General features: G+C 54.9%; 20 protein-coding genes. 15 read left to right on the forward strand and 5 right to left on the reverse strand.

The window, feature by feature from the left end; translation table 11 throughout:
- Nucleotides 1-59: 59 nt before the first annotated feature.
- From OS242_RS11130 to OS242_RS11180, 11 genes are all read left to right on the forward strand, one after another.
- On the forward strand, nt 60-530 hold the full coding sequence (locus OS242_RS11130) for a PaaI family thioesterase (protein WP_267151767.1): 471 nt from the start codon (nt 60-62) through the stop codon (nt 528-530).
- 152 nt (nt 531-682) lie between these two features.
- Nucleotides 683-817 carry a hypothetical protein gene (locus tag OS242_RS11135; RefSeq protein WP_267151768.1) on the forward strand — a complete coding sequence of 45 codons (135 nt, stop codon included), beginning with the start codon at nt 683-685 and terminating at the stop codon, nt 815-817.
- A gap of 211 nt (nt 818-1028) precedes the next feature.
- Entirely contained in the window at nt 1029-1514 is a 486-nt protein-coding gene (locus OS242_RS11140; protein ID WP_267151769.1) for a dUTP diphosphatase, read from the forward strand.
- Between the two features lie 18 nt (nt 1515-1532).
- Entirely contained in the window at nt 1533-2132 is a 600-nt protein-coding gene (locus OS242_RS11145) for a beta-class carbonic anhydrase (protein WP_267151770.1), read from the forward strand.
- A 135-nt stretch (nt 2133-2267) separates the two neighbouring features.
- Nucleotides 2268-2684 carry a hypothetical protein gene (locus OS242_RS11150; protein WP_267151771.1) on the forward strand — a complete coding sequence of 139 codons (417 nt, stop codon included), beginning with the start codon at nt 2268-2270 and terminating at the stop codon, nt 2682-2684.
- Between the two features lie 8 nt (nt 2685-2692).
- Nucleotides 2693-3298, forward strand: a complete 606-nt coding sequence (rpsD, locus tag OS242_RS11155; RefSeq protein ID WP_267151772.1) for a 30S ribosomal protein S4 — start codon at nt 2693-2695, stop codon at nt 3296-3298.
- Nucleotides 3299-3481: 183 nt separating this feature from the next.
- Nucleotides 3482-3733, forward strand: a complete 252-nt coding sequence (locus tag OS242_RS11160) for a DUF4190 domain-containing protein (RefSeq protein ID WP_267151773.1) — start codon at nt 3482-3484, stop codon at nt 3731-3733.
- 76 nt (nt 3734-3809) lie between these two features.
- Nucleotides 3810-4439, forward strand: a complete 630-nt coding sequence (locus tag OS242_RS11165; protein WP_267151774.1) for an RNA polymerase sigma factor — start codon at nt 3810-3812, stop codon at nt 4437-4439.
- Nucleotides 4378-4896 (forward strand): anti-sigma factor family protein, encoded by a 519-nt coding sequence (locus OS242_RS11170; protein WP_267151775.1) that lies wholly within the window; start codon nt 4378-4380, stop codon nt 4894-4896. The genes OS242_RS11165 and OS242_RS11170 overlap by 62 nt, the downstream gene beginning before the upstream one ends.
- A gap of 12 nt (nt 4897-4908) precedes the next feature.
- Nucleotides 4909-5691 (forward strand): FYVE zinc finger domain-containing protein, encoded by a 783-nt coding sequence (locus OS242_RS11175; RefSeq protein WP_267151776.1) that lies wholly within the window; start codon nt 4909-4911, stop codon nt 5689-5691.
- Nucleotides 5684-6973 (forward strand): DUF4097 family beta strand repeat-containing protein, encoded by a 1290-nt coding sequence (locus tag OS242_RS11180; RefSeq protein ID WP_267151777.1) that lies wholly within the window; start codon nt 5684-5686, stop codon nt 6971-6973. Before OS242_RS11175 ends, OS242_RS11180 begins: the two co-directional genes overlap by 8 nt.
- Before the next feature lie 94 nt (nt 6974-7067).
- Here the strand turns inward: OS242_RS11180 and OS242_RS11185 are convergent, their stop codons facing one another.
- Nucleotides 7068-7259: a hypothetical protein gene (locus OS242_RS11185; RefSeq protein WP_267151778.1), complete on the reverse strand. Its 192-nt coding sequence runs from the start codon at nt 7257-7259 to the stop codon at nt 7068-7070.
- Nucleotides 7260-7436: 177 nt separating this feature from the next.
- On the opposite strand from OS242_RS11185, the gene OS242_RS11190 reads away from it, so the two are divergent.
- Entirely contained in the window at nt 7437-7838 is a 402-nt protein-coding gene (locus OS242_RS11190) for a MarR family winged helix-turn-helix transcriptional regulator (RefSeq protein ID WP_267151779.1), read from the forward strand.
- A gap of 76 nt (nt 7839-7914) precedes the next feature.
- Here OS242_RS11190 and OS242_RS11195 read toward each other — a convergent pair whose 3' ends face one another.
- Nucleotides 7915-8355, reverse strand: coding sequence for a peroxiredoxin family protein (locus OS242_RS11195; RefSeq protein ID WP_267151780.1), 441 nt, complete (start codon nt 8353-8355; stop codon nt 7915-7917).
- A 100-nt stretch (nt 8356-8455) separates the two neighbouring features.
- Here OS242_RS11195 and OS242_RS11200 point away from each other — a divergent pair, with 100 nt between their 5' ends.
- The 3 genes from OS242_RS11200 (at nt 8456) to mutY (ending at nt 11524) form a co-directional block, all read left to right on the forward strand.
- Nucleotides 8456-9574, forward strand: a complete 1119-nt coding sequence (locus tag OS242_RS11200; protein WP_267151781.1) for an aminopeptidase — start codon at nt 8456-8458, stop codon at nt 9572-9574.
- Between the two features lie 161 nt (nt 9575-9735).
- Nucleotides 9736-10341, forward strand: a complete 606-nt coding sequence (locus OS242_RS11205; RefSeq protein WP_267151782.1) for an HD-GYP domain-containing protein — start codon at nt 9736-9738, stop codon at nt 10339-10341.
- A 103-nt stretch (nt 10342-10444) separates the two neighbouring features.
- Nucleotides 10445-11524, forward strand: coding sequence for an A/G-specific adenine glycosylase (gene mutY / locus OS242_RS11210; RefSeq protein ID WP_267151783.1), 1080 nt, complete (start codon nt 10445-10447; stop codon nt 11522-11524).
- 151 nt (nt 11525-11675) lie between these two features.
- Here the strand turns inward: mutY and OS242_RS11215 are convergent, their stop codons facing one another.
- The 3 genes from OS242_RS11215 to OS242_RS11225 are packed head-to-tail and all read right to left on the reverse strand — an operon-like array spanning nt 11676 to nt 13907.
- Complete coding sequence (locus OS242_RS11215; protein ID WP_267151784.1) at nt 11676-12137, reverse strand: SMI1/KNR4 family protein; 462 nt, start codon at nt 12135-12137, stop codon at nt 11676-11678.
- A complete protein-coding gene (locus OS242_RS11220) occupies nt 12134-13459 on the reverse strand; it encodes an HNH/ENDO VII family nuclease (RefSeq protein WP_267151785.1) in 1326 nt (441 codons plus the stop codon). Before OS242_RS11220 ends, OS242_RS11215 begins: the two co-directional genes overlap by 4 nt.
- Before the next feature lie 22 nt (nt 13460-13481).
- Entirely contained in the window at nt 13482-13907 is a 426-nt protein-coding gene (locus OS242_RS11225; RefSeq protein ID WP_267151786.1) for a hypothetical protein, read from the reverse strand.
- Nucleotides 13908-14422 lie beyond the last annotated feature (515 nt).

Consider the following 14422-nt stretch of genomic DNA (forward strand, 5'->3'; position numbering starts at 1 on the left):
TGTATACTCCCAGACATAAAATGCTCTGTGCACCAGAGACTGGAGTTGAATCATTGATCATGCGCGACCAAATGCTCGCCTTGTTTGACACGCTCTCCGCCGATGACCAAGCGTTTATGCTGCGCTTGCTCGAAGCCAAGATCCGCACCAACCAGAGCCCGCTCGTCTATATCGAAGAGATGATGTCCTACCAATTCAAAGGCCAGGACGGCGACACGTTTGTCCACACGATGGAGGTGCGACCGGAGATCTCCAACCGCTACGGGATGCTTCACGGCGGCATTCTCTCCACGTTTATCGACACGGCGATGGGGGCGACCTGCTTTGTCAAAAACGGGCAGGAGACCAAGACGGTGACGCTCGATCTGCAGGTTCGATTTTTGAAAGAGGCCAAGCAGGGGACGCTGACCTGCAAGACCCGCTTCCAAAAAAACGGCCGCACGATCGCCGTGCTGGAATCGCACGTCTATGACGCAAAAGGCGACATCGTCGGCAGCGCGACCGGCACGTTCTTCAAGATTCCGGCATAAGCGACAAAATACGTCTATTCCCGCATCAAACCGCGTATCTTCTACCAACCCGGCCGTTTTTTCAAGAGGGTGAACTTACACTATTGTTGCAGAAGTTTGAACTTTTTGTTACGATAGTGTCACAATCTTGATCTACACGGAGGGAATTTGGGATGGGAATGATCGCGTCGTTGCTCTTTTTGGTCAGTGTCGGCCTGTGTGTCTGGCTGTGCGCATGGTGGAGCAAACATGTGCCGCCCGTGCACATTCATGAAGAAGCGAAATCTTTGAACGCACCGGCCGCCTAAAAAAGGCACGCCGCCGGTCAGGACCTTGCCACGCGGGAGGTCGCGGGATGCCGGCGCTCTGGTTTGCCATCGGACTGTTCGTTTTTGTCGGATTACTGTGGTTCGTCTTTCAATGGGGAACAAAAATATCCACCAAAGCGTAAGAGAGGGGAACCTCTCTTTTTTCTGTGTTACAATATAGGGCAGACAGTGCAGAGAGGAACGACGCCCCATGAACTTCCACCGATTGTTTCTCATCCAGAAGGGGCTGGACGACCGCATACGTCAGGAGCACGGTTTGATCGGCCGCGACCTGATCGCGGACAAGGTATTGGCCCTGCAAGTGGAACTGGCCGAACTGGCAAACGAGACGCGCTGCTTCAAATACTGGAGCAAAAAGCCGCCCGCAGACCGCGATGTGATCTTGGAAGAGTACGTGGACGGGCTGCATTTTGTGATCTCGCTCGGGATCGAGCTCGGATACGACTATGAGCCGACCGATCTGCAGGCGGGCTTCGGGTCTCTGACCGAGCGTTTCACCGCCCTGCTGGCTCTCACAGCCGTTTTTGGACAGCGTCGGGAGGCAGATGTCTACCGGGAGCTGTTTGACGCGATCTGGGGCTTAGGGAGCGGGCTGGGCTTTACGGCAGCGGAGATCGAAGCGGCGTATCTCGCGAAAAACGAGGTCAACCACCGCAGGCAGGAACAAGGCTACTGAACATGATGAGGTGAGAACATGAGAATTCTCGACCAAGTTTTGGCGACCAACAAAGAGTTCGTAAAAGAATGGGCAAACCTGCAAGAGCAAACAAACAACAAGCCCGTCTCGAAGATCCCGGCGAAAGAATTGGCGATCTTCACCTGCATGGACACCCGTCTCGTCGATTTTCTGGAAGGCGCGCTCGGCATCGCCCGCGGCGATGCGAAAGTGCTGAAAAACGCCGGTGCCACGCTGGCCTCGCCGTTTGGCGTGATCATCCGTTCGCTGGTGATGGCGATCTATGAGCTCGGCGTCAAAGAGGTGATGGTCGTCGGCCACCGCGACTGCGGCATGGCACATGCCACCGCCGACGGGCTCAAAGAAAAGATGATCGCGCGCGGTGTCTCGCCGGATGCGATCAAAGTCGTCGAACAGTCGATCGTCAACTGGGTGGACACGTTCCATCATCCGATCGAAAACGTCGCCGACGTCGTCAAGCAGATCCGCGAAAACCCGTTCATCCCGAAAGATGTGCCGGTGCACGGTCTGATCTTCGACCCGGTCGACGGCCGTCTGGACCTGATCGTCAACGGCTACGACAACATGCCGCCGCAAGAGGAGCCGGACGCCAACTAAATTTGGCGGGCGCGGGTTTCTTTGCCGCCGTTTTGGAAAAAATGACGAAGGGTGCGGTTTACAAACCGAATCCCATGCGTTATGCTGATCTCAAGTTATTGAGAATGGTTTTCAATTACTGGCGGGTGGTGCAAAATGATTACTTCCCGGATCAAGCATCTGGTGTCTCAAGGCTGTTGGGGCTTGGGATACTACCGCGATGCAGAGCCGATTCGCAAGTGTCTCGACGATGTGTTGACAAACTGGCCGTATACAGAGGATGTGCAAGTAGTAGTGACCCCTTGGGCGGCTGACGGCTGTCATTTACATACAAAGGTACTTGCTAAAATAGGGACAGCGGTGTATCCTTTAATTTTGTCAGAGACTTTTGAGCGAAACCTGCTCAATATGACACAAAATGACATCACCCATCTCTTGGCGGCTGTGATTGAAGAGACGGAAGAAGAGTTGTCGAATTTGAAGTCGGCAGGTGTGGAAGTCACTGACCCGCTTGCTGCAATGCTCCAAGAGATGGAGCAGATGAACGATAATTATCATGATACAAGGGAGTAGATTCTTACATGGCACGTAACACCGGACCGAAACACAAACTCTGCCGCGCAGTTGGACAAGCGATCTGCGGCTCGCCGAAATGCCCGTCCCACAAGCGCCCGTACCCGCCGGGTCAGCACGGCCCGACCAAGCGCAAGAAAGTATCTGAGTACGGCATGCAGCTGCAAGAAAAGCAAAAGCTGAAGTTCATCTACGGCGTACTGGAAAAGCAATTCCGTTCCTACTACGAAGAAGCAGCTCGCCAAAAGGGCAAGACCGGCGAAACCCTGCTCCGTCTGCTGAACTCCCGTCTCGACTACCTCGTCTACCAAGCGGGCTTCGCTCGCACCCTGGCAGGCGCTCGTCAGCTGGTCACCCACGGCCACGTGCTCGTCAACGGCAACAAGGTCGACATCGCGTCGTTCCAAGTTCGCCCGGGCAACGTGATCTCCCTGCGTGAAAAGTCCCAAGGCGTAGCAGCTGTCAAAGACGCGCTGGAAGGCATCTCCTTCCGTCCGAACTACCTCGAGTGGAACGATGCGGCTCAATCCGCAACCTACACCCGTTACCCGGAGCGCGACGAAATGCCGCAAACCGTACAAGAATCGATGATCGTCGAGTTCTACTCCCGTTAATCGATTGCTCATATGCATGACACAAAACGCCGTGTGTGCCCATTATTGGGAACACACGGCGTTTTTGCGCAGGATTGGTCCTGCGATAGAGGGAAGACATGCGGTATAATGAACTATCATTGATCAAATTGGAGTTGTTACGAGTTGAGTGAAATCAAGCAAACCCCTGTACCGAGACATCCCATGGCCATGGCTTCGCTGTCGATGGGCGTGATTACTTTGTTGACGTCGTTCGTACCGTTTTTGAATTTCCTGTCGCTGGTGATGGGGCCGTTTGGCATCGTGCTCGGCTTTCTGGCGATCCGCCGGATCAAACAATCGAAAAAGCCGCTCAAAGGCAGCGGCGTCGCCTTGACCGGCCTGTTGCTCTCTGTGGCCGGCACGGCGCTGGCTCTGCTGATTTTGTTGCTGCTGTGGGCGGCTGCCGGACAATAAAAAAGTTTTTTCCGGGGAAGTGAAGGGTTTGTTTGCGGGCTCGCGTCTGTAGGAATGAAGGCGCTGAGGAGAAGGGATGTGGGGAACGGTGCAGGAGGCCAGCGATCTCGAATTGATAGAACGCATACGCAACGGAGACGCGATGTGCTGCCGACTGCTCGTCGAACGCTACCAATCTCTCGTCTACTCGATCGCCTGTCGCATGATACACGACCGCGCAGAAGCGGAAGACATGGCGCAAGAAGTCTTTCTCAAAGCGTTTCGAACGCTCGATACGTTCCGCGAAGAGGCGAGTTTCAAAACGTGGATCTGCCGCATCGCCACCAACCGCTGCATCGACTGGAAGCGCAAGCACGCGTCCAGAAACCAACTGACAGCCGGGGTTGAAGAGGCGGATGCGCTGCCTGACGAGGCGGAAACGCCGGAGCAGACGATCCTGCGCCGCGAACGTCAGAGCGAGGTGCGCGATGTGATCGACGGAATGCCGGAGAAGTACCGCGCCATTCTGCTGATGTATCACTTCCAAGGCATGACCTACAAGGACATCGCAGAGTCGGAAGGGATCTCGTCGCGAACGGTTGAGACGAGACTCTATCGGGCAAAACAAATGTTAAGAACTGCCATGGAAGGAGGAGGAGCGGACGATGGAACATCTGGAACGCCGCACGATCTTGAAGTATCTGGCGGACGAACTCGGCGCGGCTGAGACGGTCTCGTTTGAAGCTCATCTGGAGGCGTGCGACAGATGTCACGAACAGTTTCTGTCCCTGATCGAATCCGGGGACGAGGCGGACGGTCTGCCGTCGCTGTTGGAGATGCCGTCGGACGGATTTTCCGACCGCGTGATGAGTGCCGTGCTGCACGAAGATGCAGAATCTCGCGCCGAAAACGCCGTCGCTGCTGAGATCGAACAGACGCACGCCAACGTCGTCCCGCTCCGCCCGCGCCGTCAGCACCGTTTCGAATCGTTTACCCACTTTGTCACGGCGGCTGTCGTCACCGGATTTATGGTCCTCGGCTCCTATCAAGTGCAGGGCCTGCCGACGTTTGGCGTCGTCCAGACTGCCCTGCGCACCGGAGACGTCGTCACAGACGGCACGTACCGTGTCTACACGGAGATTCACGGCTTCATGGCTCGTGTGAACTCGGAAATCTTTCAATAGGAGGTACCCACGATGAATTGTCACAACCACCCGGATCTGCCGGTGGCACGCGAATGCCGGATGTGCCACCACCTGATCTGCACCGAATGCGTCGTCGCAGTCGGCGAGCACGCGGTCTGCAAATCGTGCTTGGCCGACTCGCTGATCCTCGACGAGGGCGGGATCAAGCTCGACCCGAGCATCCAGCGCGAGACGGTTCGCCCCGCCGCCTCGACGCCAAAAGAAAAGGCGGCCGCCCGTCACGACAAGGCGGTCGACACCGTCAAGCAGCGTCACAACGCGTTTGGACAGCCGATCAAAAGCGGTTTTCTGACGGTGCTGTTCTCCTGCCTGCCAGGGCTCGGTCACTACTACCTCGGCCTGCAAAAGCGCGGCCTGAACTTGATGATCCTCTTCTTTGGCATCATCTTCCTGAACAGCGTCGTGCCGAACTCGCTGAACTTCCCGTTGTCGCTCGGGATTCCGATCCTCTGGTTCTACTCCCAGTTTGACGCGTTGAAGTACCGCACGCTGATCAACAACGGCGAGCCCTACATCGACGAGCCGATCTTCCCGCAGTTGAAACACATCACGACCGCTTCGTGGTTTGGCTGGGGACTGGCGATCATCGGGATCTTCGCCCTGTTCTACAACGTGTTGAACTTGCTCGGCATCGACTACCGCTTCCAAAACGCGATCAAGGAGATGGTCGCAGCCGGGGTCCTGCTGGTGTTCGGCTACATGATCTTGAAAGGCAAGTCGTTTTCGTTCTTGACCGGTACGAAACGCGACAACGACGACCACAAACATGCGTAGAGTGGGAACTTTGACCAGTGCGTGCACCATGCTCGCACTTGGTCTTTTGTTGTTCTTCGATGTTGTGATGAACACGACGTGGTTTGCGGGGGGATTGCGCTTTTGGCCGTTGATCGTAATCGGGATCGGCTTGGAGCTGTTGGTCGCCTGGCTGACGATTCGCCGCAAAGGTCTGCCGGAGCGGCTGCGCTTGGACGGGCGTTCCCTGGCTCTCCTGTTCTTGGTCGGGGTGTTCTCCGTCTATTTCTATCAGGAGGCGCACCAGACCGCGCAAAACATCGAGCCGCCGCCCAAGGAGACCGCGCTGTTCAACGTCACCAAAAAAGACGTCGTACTGCCCGAGCAGATCGCCGGCGTGCCGGCGGAGGTCAAGCGCCTCGTGTTGAAAAATCCGCACGGTCAGATGAAAGTGGTCGGCAGCGACAGCCTCACCCGCGAGCTACGCATCGAGGCGGTGGCGCACATCACCGCCGCTCCGGAAAAGATGACGGCGACCGCTGCGGCGGTGAAGCTCTCCCCGTTTGTCACTGTGGAGGGCGAGCAGGCGACGCTGGAGGTGCGGGGTGAGGGCGAGATGCCGGGCACGGTCGACCTGCGGATCGAGGTGCCGCAAGACCTGCTGCTCACCATGAACGGCGAGCACGGCAATCTCCAACTGACCGGCTACAGGGGCGACACGGTGATCAAAGCCAAAACGGGATTGATCACCGCCTCGGATCACACGGGTAGCCTTCGGATCGAAACGGGCAAGGGAGCGGTCACCGTGCAGGGGGTCAAAGGCAGCGTCGAGGTACGCAGCGGCCAAGGCGGGGTCGTTGCGGAGGAGATCGACGGAGAGGCGCGGATCTTCTCGGAAGCGGGAGATGTCCGGATCCACGAGGTCTCAGGCGGGCTCCACCTGCAGGCCAACTATGGCAAGGTCGAGATCGACACCGTGCACGGAGATATCGAAGCCACCTCGATGACGGGGGTGGTGACGGTGATCAATCCGCAGCAGGCGCTGACAGCCGGGGTCACCAACGGCGATGTGACCGTCGACGGGAGTGTCCGTGCACAGTGGACACTTACAACGACAAATGGCAAAGCTCGACTGATGATGCCAAAAGACAGCGACATCAAATTTTTGGGGGAGACCAACGTCGGAGTGATAAAAGGCCCCACCAAACAGAGCCAAAACACATCGACCAAACCGGGTGCTCATCTGACCGAGACGGTCGGTGAGGGCACCTGGCCGGTGACGGCGAGAAGCTACAACGGCAGTATTTTTGTCGAGTTAAAATAATTCTTGAAAACGGTCCGGCAACCATCGTGGGAAACATAGAACAAAGCCCCTGACTCCTTGTGAGCAGGGGCTTTGTCCTTACTGGAGGCGGAAGCTAGTCATTGATCGCATCCATCATTTGGTCGGCGATCTGTGCCATCTGATCGGTCGATTCACCAGCGACGTTGTTGCGGCGCATCATCTCCCAGGCGGCGATCCCAACCGATGCTCCAACCACCATTGCTGTCACCGTGTTCATGCCGCGCTTTTTGCGGGGCATCATGTCCGTGATCATATCCCACATCATCTTACCACCTCCCCTAGGACTATTTTTCGCAATTTGCCGCAGAACATGCGGATGTTCGTCTGGGCAGGAATGTGGTATTATAATGTTACCCGTATAAACTAATCCAGTTTGGAGAGTAGAGATGAGATGAAGATTCTGAATAATGATGCTGAGCAAAGAACCGGAGTTATCCATCTGGTGATTCGCATTAACAACCTGTTGATTAAACACGGCAACAGCCCGCGATTGGCAGGTGCTCACGGATTATCTTTGCAACAGTGGCTGCTGCTGGCTGTCCTGTTCCGCAACGGGCAGAGCATGACGATGACCGAACTCGGTAAAAATCTGCTCGTGACCAAAGCAAACATGACGGGCATGATCGATCGTCTGGAGCGCGACGGGTTTGTCTCGCGCCACCCGGATCAGTATGACCGCCGTGTGACCAACGTTGCGCTGACCGAAAAAGGCACCCAGTTCATGAAGGACATCGAGACGCCGCGCGATCAGTTTCTTTCCGACATGCTGTCCGATTTCTCGAATGAAGAGTTCAGCCAGTTCGTCGATTATCTGGAACGCTTTTTCAAGCGTCTGGATGGCTAAGACAACAGAAAAAAGCGGTGTCCGCAGACTCCGCTTTTTTCTGGGGCAGATTGGTCTAGACAACTAGCCTACCTGATTAGCCGTTGCATTCATTCAGGATCTCTTTCAGTCTGGCTGTGGTCGGAGTGCCCCGTTCGACGTGGCGCACGATCATCTCTTTATCGAGCACATAGACGGTGCGGGCTTGCATCAAGCCGCCGAGCGTGAGTATGCGGTATGCATAGGCGATCTTCCACATCTCATCATAGATGAGCGGGAAGCCAAACCGATGTTTTTGGGCAAACTTTTGGTGACCGGCAAACTTGCCTGGATTGATGCCAAAAACAGCCGTGTCCAACTCCGCATACTCATCGAGAGCATCGCGCGCGGCGCAGAGTTGCTTGCGGCAGCCGGATGTGTTGTTTAACGGGTAAAAGATCAGGATGACGTTTTTCTTGCCCTTGTATGTATAGAGTCGTACGGGGCCCTCTGTGCTCTCTGCTTCAAAATCAGGAGCTTTATCGCCAATCTCCAACATGCATTGAGACCTCCTAGCCGAAGTAGTGTGGCTACATTGTCTCAATCCCATCTTACATAGTCAAGCAACGCCTATCTTTGATACCCAGGGAGGAAGCAACATGAGAGACCCGCGATTTACCAAATTGGCCGAGATCCTCACCACCTACTCCACCGATCTGAAGCCGGGTGAAAAAGTGCTGATCGAGTCGTTCGACGGCGAGACCCATCTGACCAAAGAGCTGATCAAGGCCGCCTACAAAGCGGGTGCGCAGCCGTACCTGTGGGTCCGTCAGCAGACCTTGCTGCGCGAACTGTATGTGGGCGCGACCAAGGAACAGATGGACTTCTGGACAAAGGCGGACCGCGACTTTATGGCGGAGATGGACGCGTACATCGGCATCCGCTCCTACGCCAACTCCAACGAAATGCACGGCGTGCCGGCCGAGCAGATGAAACTGTACAACGAGACCTACTTTACCGAAGTACACCGCAACACCCGCGTGCCGGGCACCAAATGGACGGTGCTGCGTTATCCGACGCAGGGCATGGCACAGGCGTCCGGTCTGTCGATCGACGAGTTTACCGATTTCTACTTCGACGTCTGCACGCTGGACTATGCGGCGATGTCCAAGGAGATGGACCCGCTCAAAGAGCTGATGGAGAAAACGGACAAAGTCCGCATCACCGGCCCGGGCACCGATCTCACCTTCTCGATCAAAGGCATCCCGGCGGTCAAGTGCGACGGCGACCTGAACATCCCGGACGGCGAAGTCTACACCGCGCCGGTCCGCGACTCGATCAACGGCACCCTGCAATACAACGTGCCGTCTGTGTACAACGGCATCACCTTTGACAACATCCGCCTCGTCTTCAAGGACGGTCAGATCGTCGAAGCGACCGCCAACGACACGGAAAAGATCAACGAGATCTTTGACACCGATGAAGGGGCGCGCTACATCGGCGAGTTCTCCATCGCGTTCAACCCGTACATCCTCGAACCGATGAAAGACATCCTGTTCGACGAGAAGATCTCCGGCTCGTTCCACTTCACGCCGGGCAACGCGTACAAAAACGCGTACAACGGCAACCAATCGGCGATCCATTGGGACCTCGTCTGCATCCAACGCCCGGAGTACGGCGGCGGCGAGATCTGGTTCGACGATCGTTTGATCCGCAAAGACGGCCTGTTCGTGATCCCGGAACTGGCAGGTCTCAACCCGGACCAACTGAAAAAATAACCCTTGTGCCGCCCGGTCTCGCTGACGGGCGGCTTTGTATTGAAGGATTTCGATGAATTTCAACAATTTTACACGCCTTTGCAGGAATTTCTCTCCGGAGGGAGAATATACCCACTTGTTATTTTTGCATCACATCATCACAAGCGGAGGTTTGGGACCTCATGCAGAGTGGGGATTCACACAAGGGGAAGAGCATGTGCCTGCAGGATCTTGGGGAAGATCTGAACGCGTATTTTCGCTCGTTGCAAGACAAGGACGTCCCGACCATGTTGCATTCCAAGGATGTCGCCCGCTGTGCGGAACTGCTGGCGATGGAGTTGGAGCTGTCTGTGGAGGTGCGCAAGGAATTGTGCGCCGCCGGGATGTTTCATGACATCGGCAAACTCCTGATCCCGGACCTGGTCTTGAAAAAGCCGGGACGGTTGACCGACACGGAGTACGAACTGATGAAACGGCACGTCGTGTATTCAGGCGAGATCCTCGCTTCGCATTTTACAGGCGATACGATGCGTCAGGCGGTGATCTGCCACCATGAGCGGTACGACGGACGGGGTTACCCGTTCGGACTCAAGGGTACGGACATCCCGCTCCCAGGCAGAATCCTGGCAATCGCCGACGCGTACTCCGCGATGACGCTCGACCGGGCGTATCAGCGGAGAAAGTCGGTCGCCGAATCGCTGGCGGAGATCCGCCGCTGTGCGGGTGTCCAGTTCGATCCGGAGTTGGCGGAGCGTTTCTGCCAAGTCATCGAGCGACAGTCGGTTTGACAAATGGAAAAAAGCACAGGTTGGGGAACCTGTGCTTTTTTCTTTTTTTCAACTGCGCATTTGATAGAATAGAGGGGAAGTCAAAAGAGGAGAGACATGACCTATGATCGAGTTTGACAGAAAAGCGGCGCGCACGGCCGGGCTCGGCCTGCTCGCTTGGTATGAAGCCAACAAACGCGACCTGCCCTGGCGCAGGCTGCGCGATCCTTATGCGATCTGGGTCTCGGAGACGATGCTCCAGCAGACCCGCGTCGAGACGGTGATCCCGTACTGGGAGCGCTGGCTGACCCTCTTCCCGACGGTGGAGGCGCTTGCACAGGCGCTCGAGAGCGACGTGCTCAAGGCGTGGGAGGGGCTTGGGTACTATTCCCGTGCTCGCAATTTGCAAAAGGCGGCACAGGCGGTCTGCGAACGTCACGCCGGCGTCGTGCCCGACACGCTCGACGAGATGCGCGCCCTGCCCGGCGTGGGGCCGTACACGGCGGGGGCGGTGCTGTCGATCGCGTATGACCGCGACGTGCCGGCTGTGGACGGGAACGTATTTCGGGTGCTGTCGCGTCTGTTCTTGATCGAGGAAGACATCATGAAGCCCAAGTCGAGAAAGACGTTTGAGAGCATCGCCGCCTACATGATCCCGGAAGGACGAGCCGCCTCGTTCAACCAAGGGCTGATGGAACTGGGGGCGACCGTCTGCATCCCGAAAAACCCCCGCTGCCACAACTGCCCGGTACAAGAGACATGCATGGCATTTGCCGAGGGCGTGCAGGAAGAGTTCCCCGTGAAAGAAAAGAAAAAGCCGCCGAGACCTGTGGATATGACGGCCGCCCTCCTGCGAGACGGGGATCAACTGTTGATCCGCCGACGACCGGACACCGGACTTTTGGCCGGCCTTTGGGAGTTCCCAGGCGGTGAGCGGGCAGAAGGCGAGACGCTGGAGCAAGCGCTGGTGCGCCATCTGCAAGAAGCGCACGGGATCACGGTGCAGCCGGAGAGCCTGTTCGCGACGGTTGAGCATACGTTTAGCCACCTGCATTGGACGATGCGCGTGTATGACTGCGCCATCGTGGAGGGCACGGTGCGCGTGAGTGAAGATGTGAGATGGGTCCCTGTGGATAAACTGGAGGACTACGCGTTTCCAGTGGCACACGGGAAGATCGTGAAGCAACTCGGTGGATTACTGTGAGTGTATCCACAGTCATGTGGGTAACTATTGTGAATATTGTGGACAATTCACCCGCGCCTTGGGGATAAACCTTGGGCGGGGGTGTTTTTGCTATCTTTACCCACAAGAGAAAAACCTTGAACGGCGGGGGAGCCGATCAAGGTCAGGGGTGTTAGAGTTCTTGGTTTACCAGATCCAATAGAAAATCACCGAAATCAGATGCAACCACTGCAAACGTTTGTTGGTCTACATCAATCCCAGGGAAAAATTGCACGACAGTTGGTTCATGGGGATGATTAAAATCGAGACAGAGGAGTTCCCCGTTGCCAGAGTCATAGATCACAAGCAAATGATTCGGCAGTTTGATCTCTCGCCTTTCCGTTAGCGTATACCAGATGGCATCCGGAACTGAGGAATTCTCAAAATCGTCACCAATAATCCCATAAATCTCTTGTGCGCCAAAATTGCCCGCCCCAAAGGACTTGAGAAAATCCAAGTATGTACCTGAAAATTTCAGTCCGGTCGCTTCTTGCGCGAAGGCGATAAGTTCATCGGAACGTGGTCCAATGAAAAAGCCTTTTTCCTTGTTTGTCAGGATCTTGGCTTTTGCTTCTAGATAGGTGTCCAAACTCATGGATGATCCTCCCCGTCACTTAAAGTCGCAGCCCTGTTTTTCCAGTACTCTGATTTCCATTTATTAAATTCAGTTCTGTTTATACCGGACGGAACTGTATGAGGGTTAATATGAAGTACTTTGGTGTTTTCTTGATGGAAAGTTTGTGTAACTTCAGCGATGGAACTTTCATTTCTTTGTGTCATGTGATGTAGATTGACAGATTTCCCATCCGGACCAATCGGTGCCAAACCCTGTTGCATTCTCTGGATGTTTGTCCGCCCCATAGCATCAGTCTTATTAGGGTCAATAATATCATTTCTTTGGTAGACTTTCACTTCCTTAAACTCGGTTACTCGATTCCAATACATATTCTCAGGAATATAACCCTGACTACTTTGAGATCGCTTGAAACTCCCGCCGACAGCTGTGATTGCGGCGGCCATGCCGAGGACGGCGCCGTCTTGGTAGTACTGTTTCATCGCATACTCGGTGTATCCTTCTTGCTGGATCAGCTCTTTTCCGTGGGCACCGTTTTGGATCTGGTCTTGCCAGTGCTTGTTTCGTTCCTCCTCGGCCGAGATCCTGCTGATTTCGTTTTCTAGGTCATCGGCTGTCAGTTTGGAATAGGATTGCTCACAGAAGACGCGGGCAGCCTCTGTACGGTCTTCATCAGAGAGCCAGAGGGATTGAGATTGTTTGTGGTACTCGATCAGGATGGTCATGGCGTCGGATCGGCGGTTGGCTTCGATTTGATCGGCTGTCAGCGTGGGTGCGCCTGTTTCTTCTTCGAGCAGATCGGGGTGTCGACTGTAATACTCCTGCCAGTGCTTCGGAAGACCTTCGAGAAGGGGAGAAACGGCATCCGCACCGGGTACTAAATTCGGCGGGATCATCTTGGCGATCATCTGAAACTCAGTCGATGCCTGTGAGTCGGCGTTGCTCGCTTCGGCATCGGCTTGATGTCGCAACTGAGCCGCTTGGTGACGGAGGTGCTGACGGGTGTGGATACTGTCGAGGGAGTCATCCCCATACTCGAATGCCTGCTGGTCGAGCCGGTCGGCATGGCGGCGAAGTTCCAGCACCTGCTCCATTCGTATCGCGAACCGGCTTAATGTATGGGCGACGCTCTCAAAGGCACTGCTTGCTTTCTTCACATAGGCTGCCAATCGCTCGCCACGCAAAAGGAAAGACTGCGATCCTTCTCCCGACCATCCGTCCGATCCTTGTCGGACGCTGGTGGCCGTTTGTTCCAGTTGGAGCGACTGCCGTTGCAACTCCTGCGCGGCCGCCGCAAATCGGTGGGCTCCGTAACGCAACGTATTTGGGTCGGCTGTAATCAAAGGTTGTGTCTCCTTTTATTCCTTAGTGCTTGGTGTTGATAACTACGGAGCCGTCCACGTATAATTTCCACCGACCCATGTCTTTGACGACCGGGATTTGGATGGGCGTTGGTTTGAAGTCTTTCGAGGAGAGTTCCAATGTTGCCACGTACTGGTTGCCGTCGCCTTTCTTTATCGAGATGAACTTTACTTTTTCGCGGTCTTCTTGCTTGATTCGCTGTTCATACTCCTCTCTGAGTTGGGCTTTGTTCGTTACACGAGTATCGATCACGTACTTTAACATCGTGTCAATGTCATCGTTTTCGTAGCCGTTCAGGTACTCCTGAACAGATCTGGCTGCCAGTTGCTCATCATCTTGCGAGGCTGTCGTTGAATTGACGAAAACACCGCCGGCGATCAGTGCGCCTGCAACGAGTGCAGCGGTAAGGAATTTGGATGTACGTGTCATGTCTTGGTTCACTCCTTGTTGTATGTCTAGCATTTTTTGGTTTTAAATGGTAATGATAATGTTATAATATCAGTATTCGATTGTGAGTCAATGTGCTTTCGTGAAAATCGCAATTTGGACGATGAGGAGGAAGTCTAATGAAAAACCGCTTTATGATTGGGTTGGCAGTAGCGGTGGTGACAGTCGCGACTGTGTCAGGATTTGTATCGACTAAAAACGAAATGGCTCAAAAGTCAACGTCCGAGCCATCAGTACTCCGTCAACACGCGCAGTTTTCTCCACCAGACCCATCGATAACTCGTTATTCGTAATTCTTTAAACCCCTTGCCTTCGTAGATGGCAAGGGGTTTTCATATCGGATGAACAATTTTGAAGTAGTTGCGTACCAAAATAGACTCTGTTTGAAGCATGTGCAGATTGTCATTAATCTTTTCAATATAATTAGAAATTCGTACAGATTATTCACTGGATGACCTATGCAATGAACAAGATATCCTTTATAATTGGCTGGTGAT

This window comes from Tumebacillus lacus (assembly GCF_026410385.1).
GTDB lineage: Bacteria > Bacillota > Bacilli > Tumebacillales > Tumebacillaceae > Tumebacillus > Tumebacillus lacus.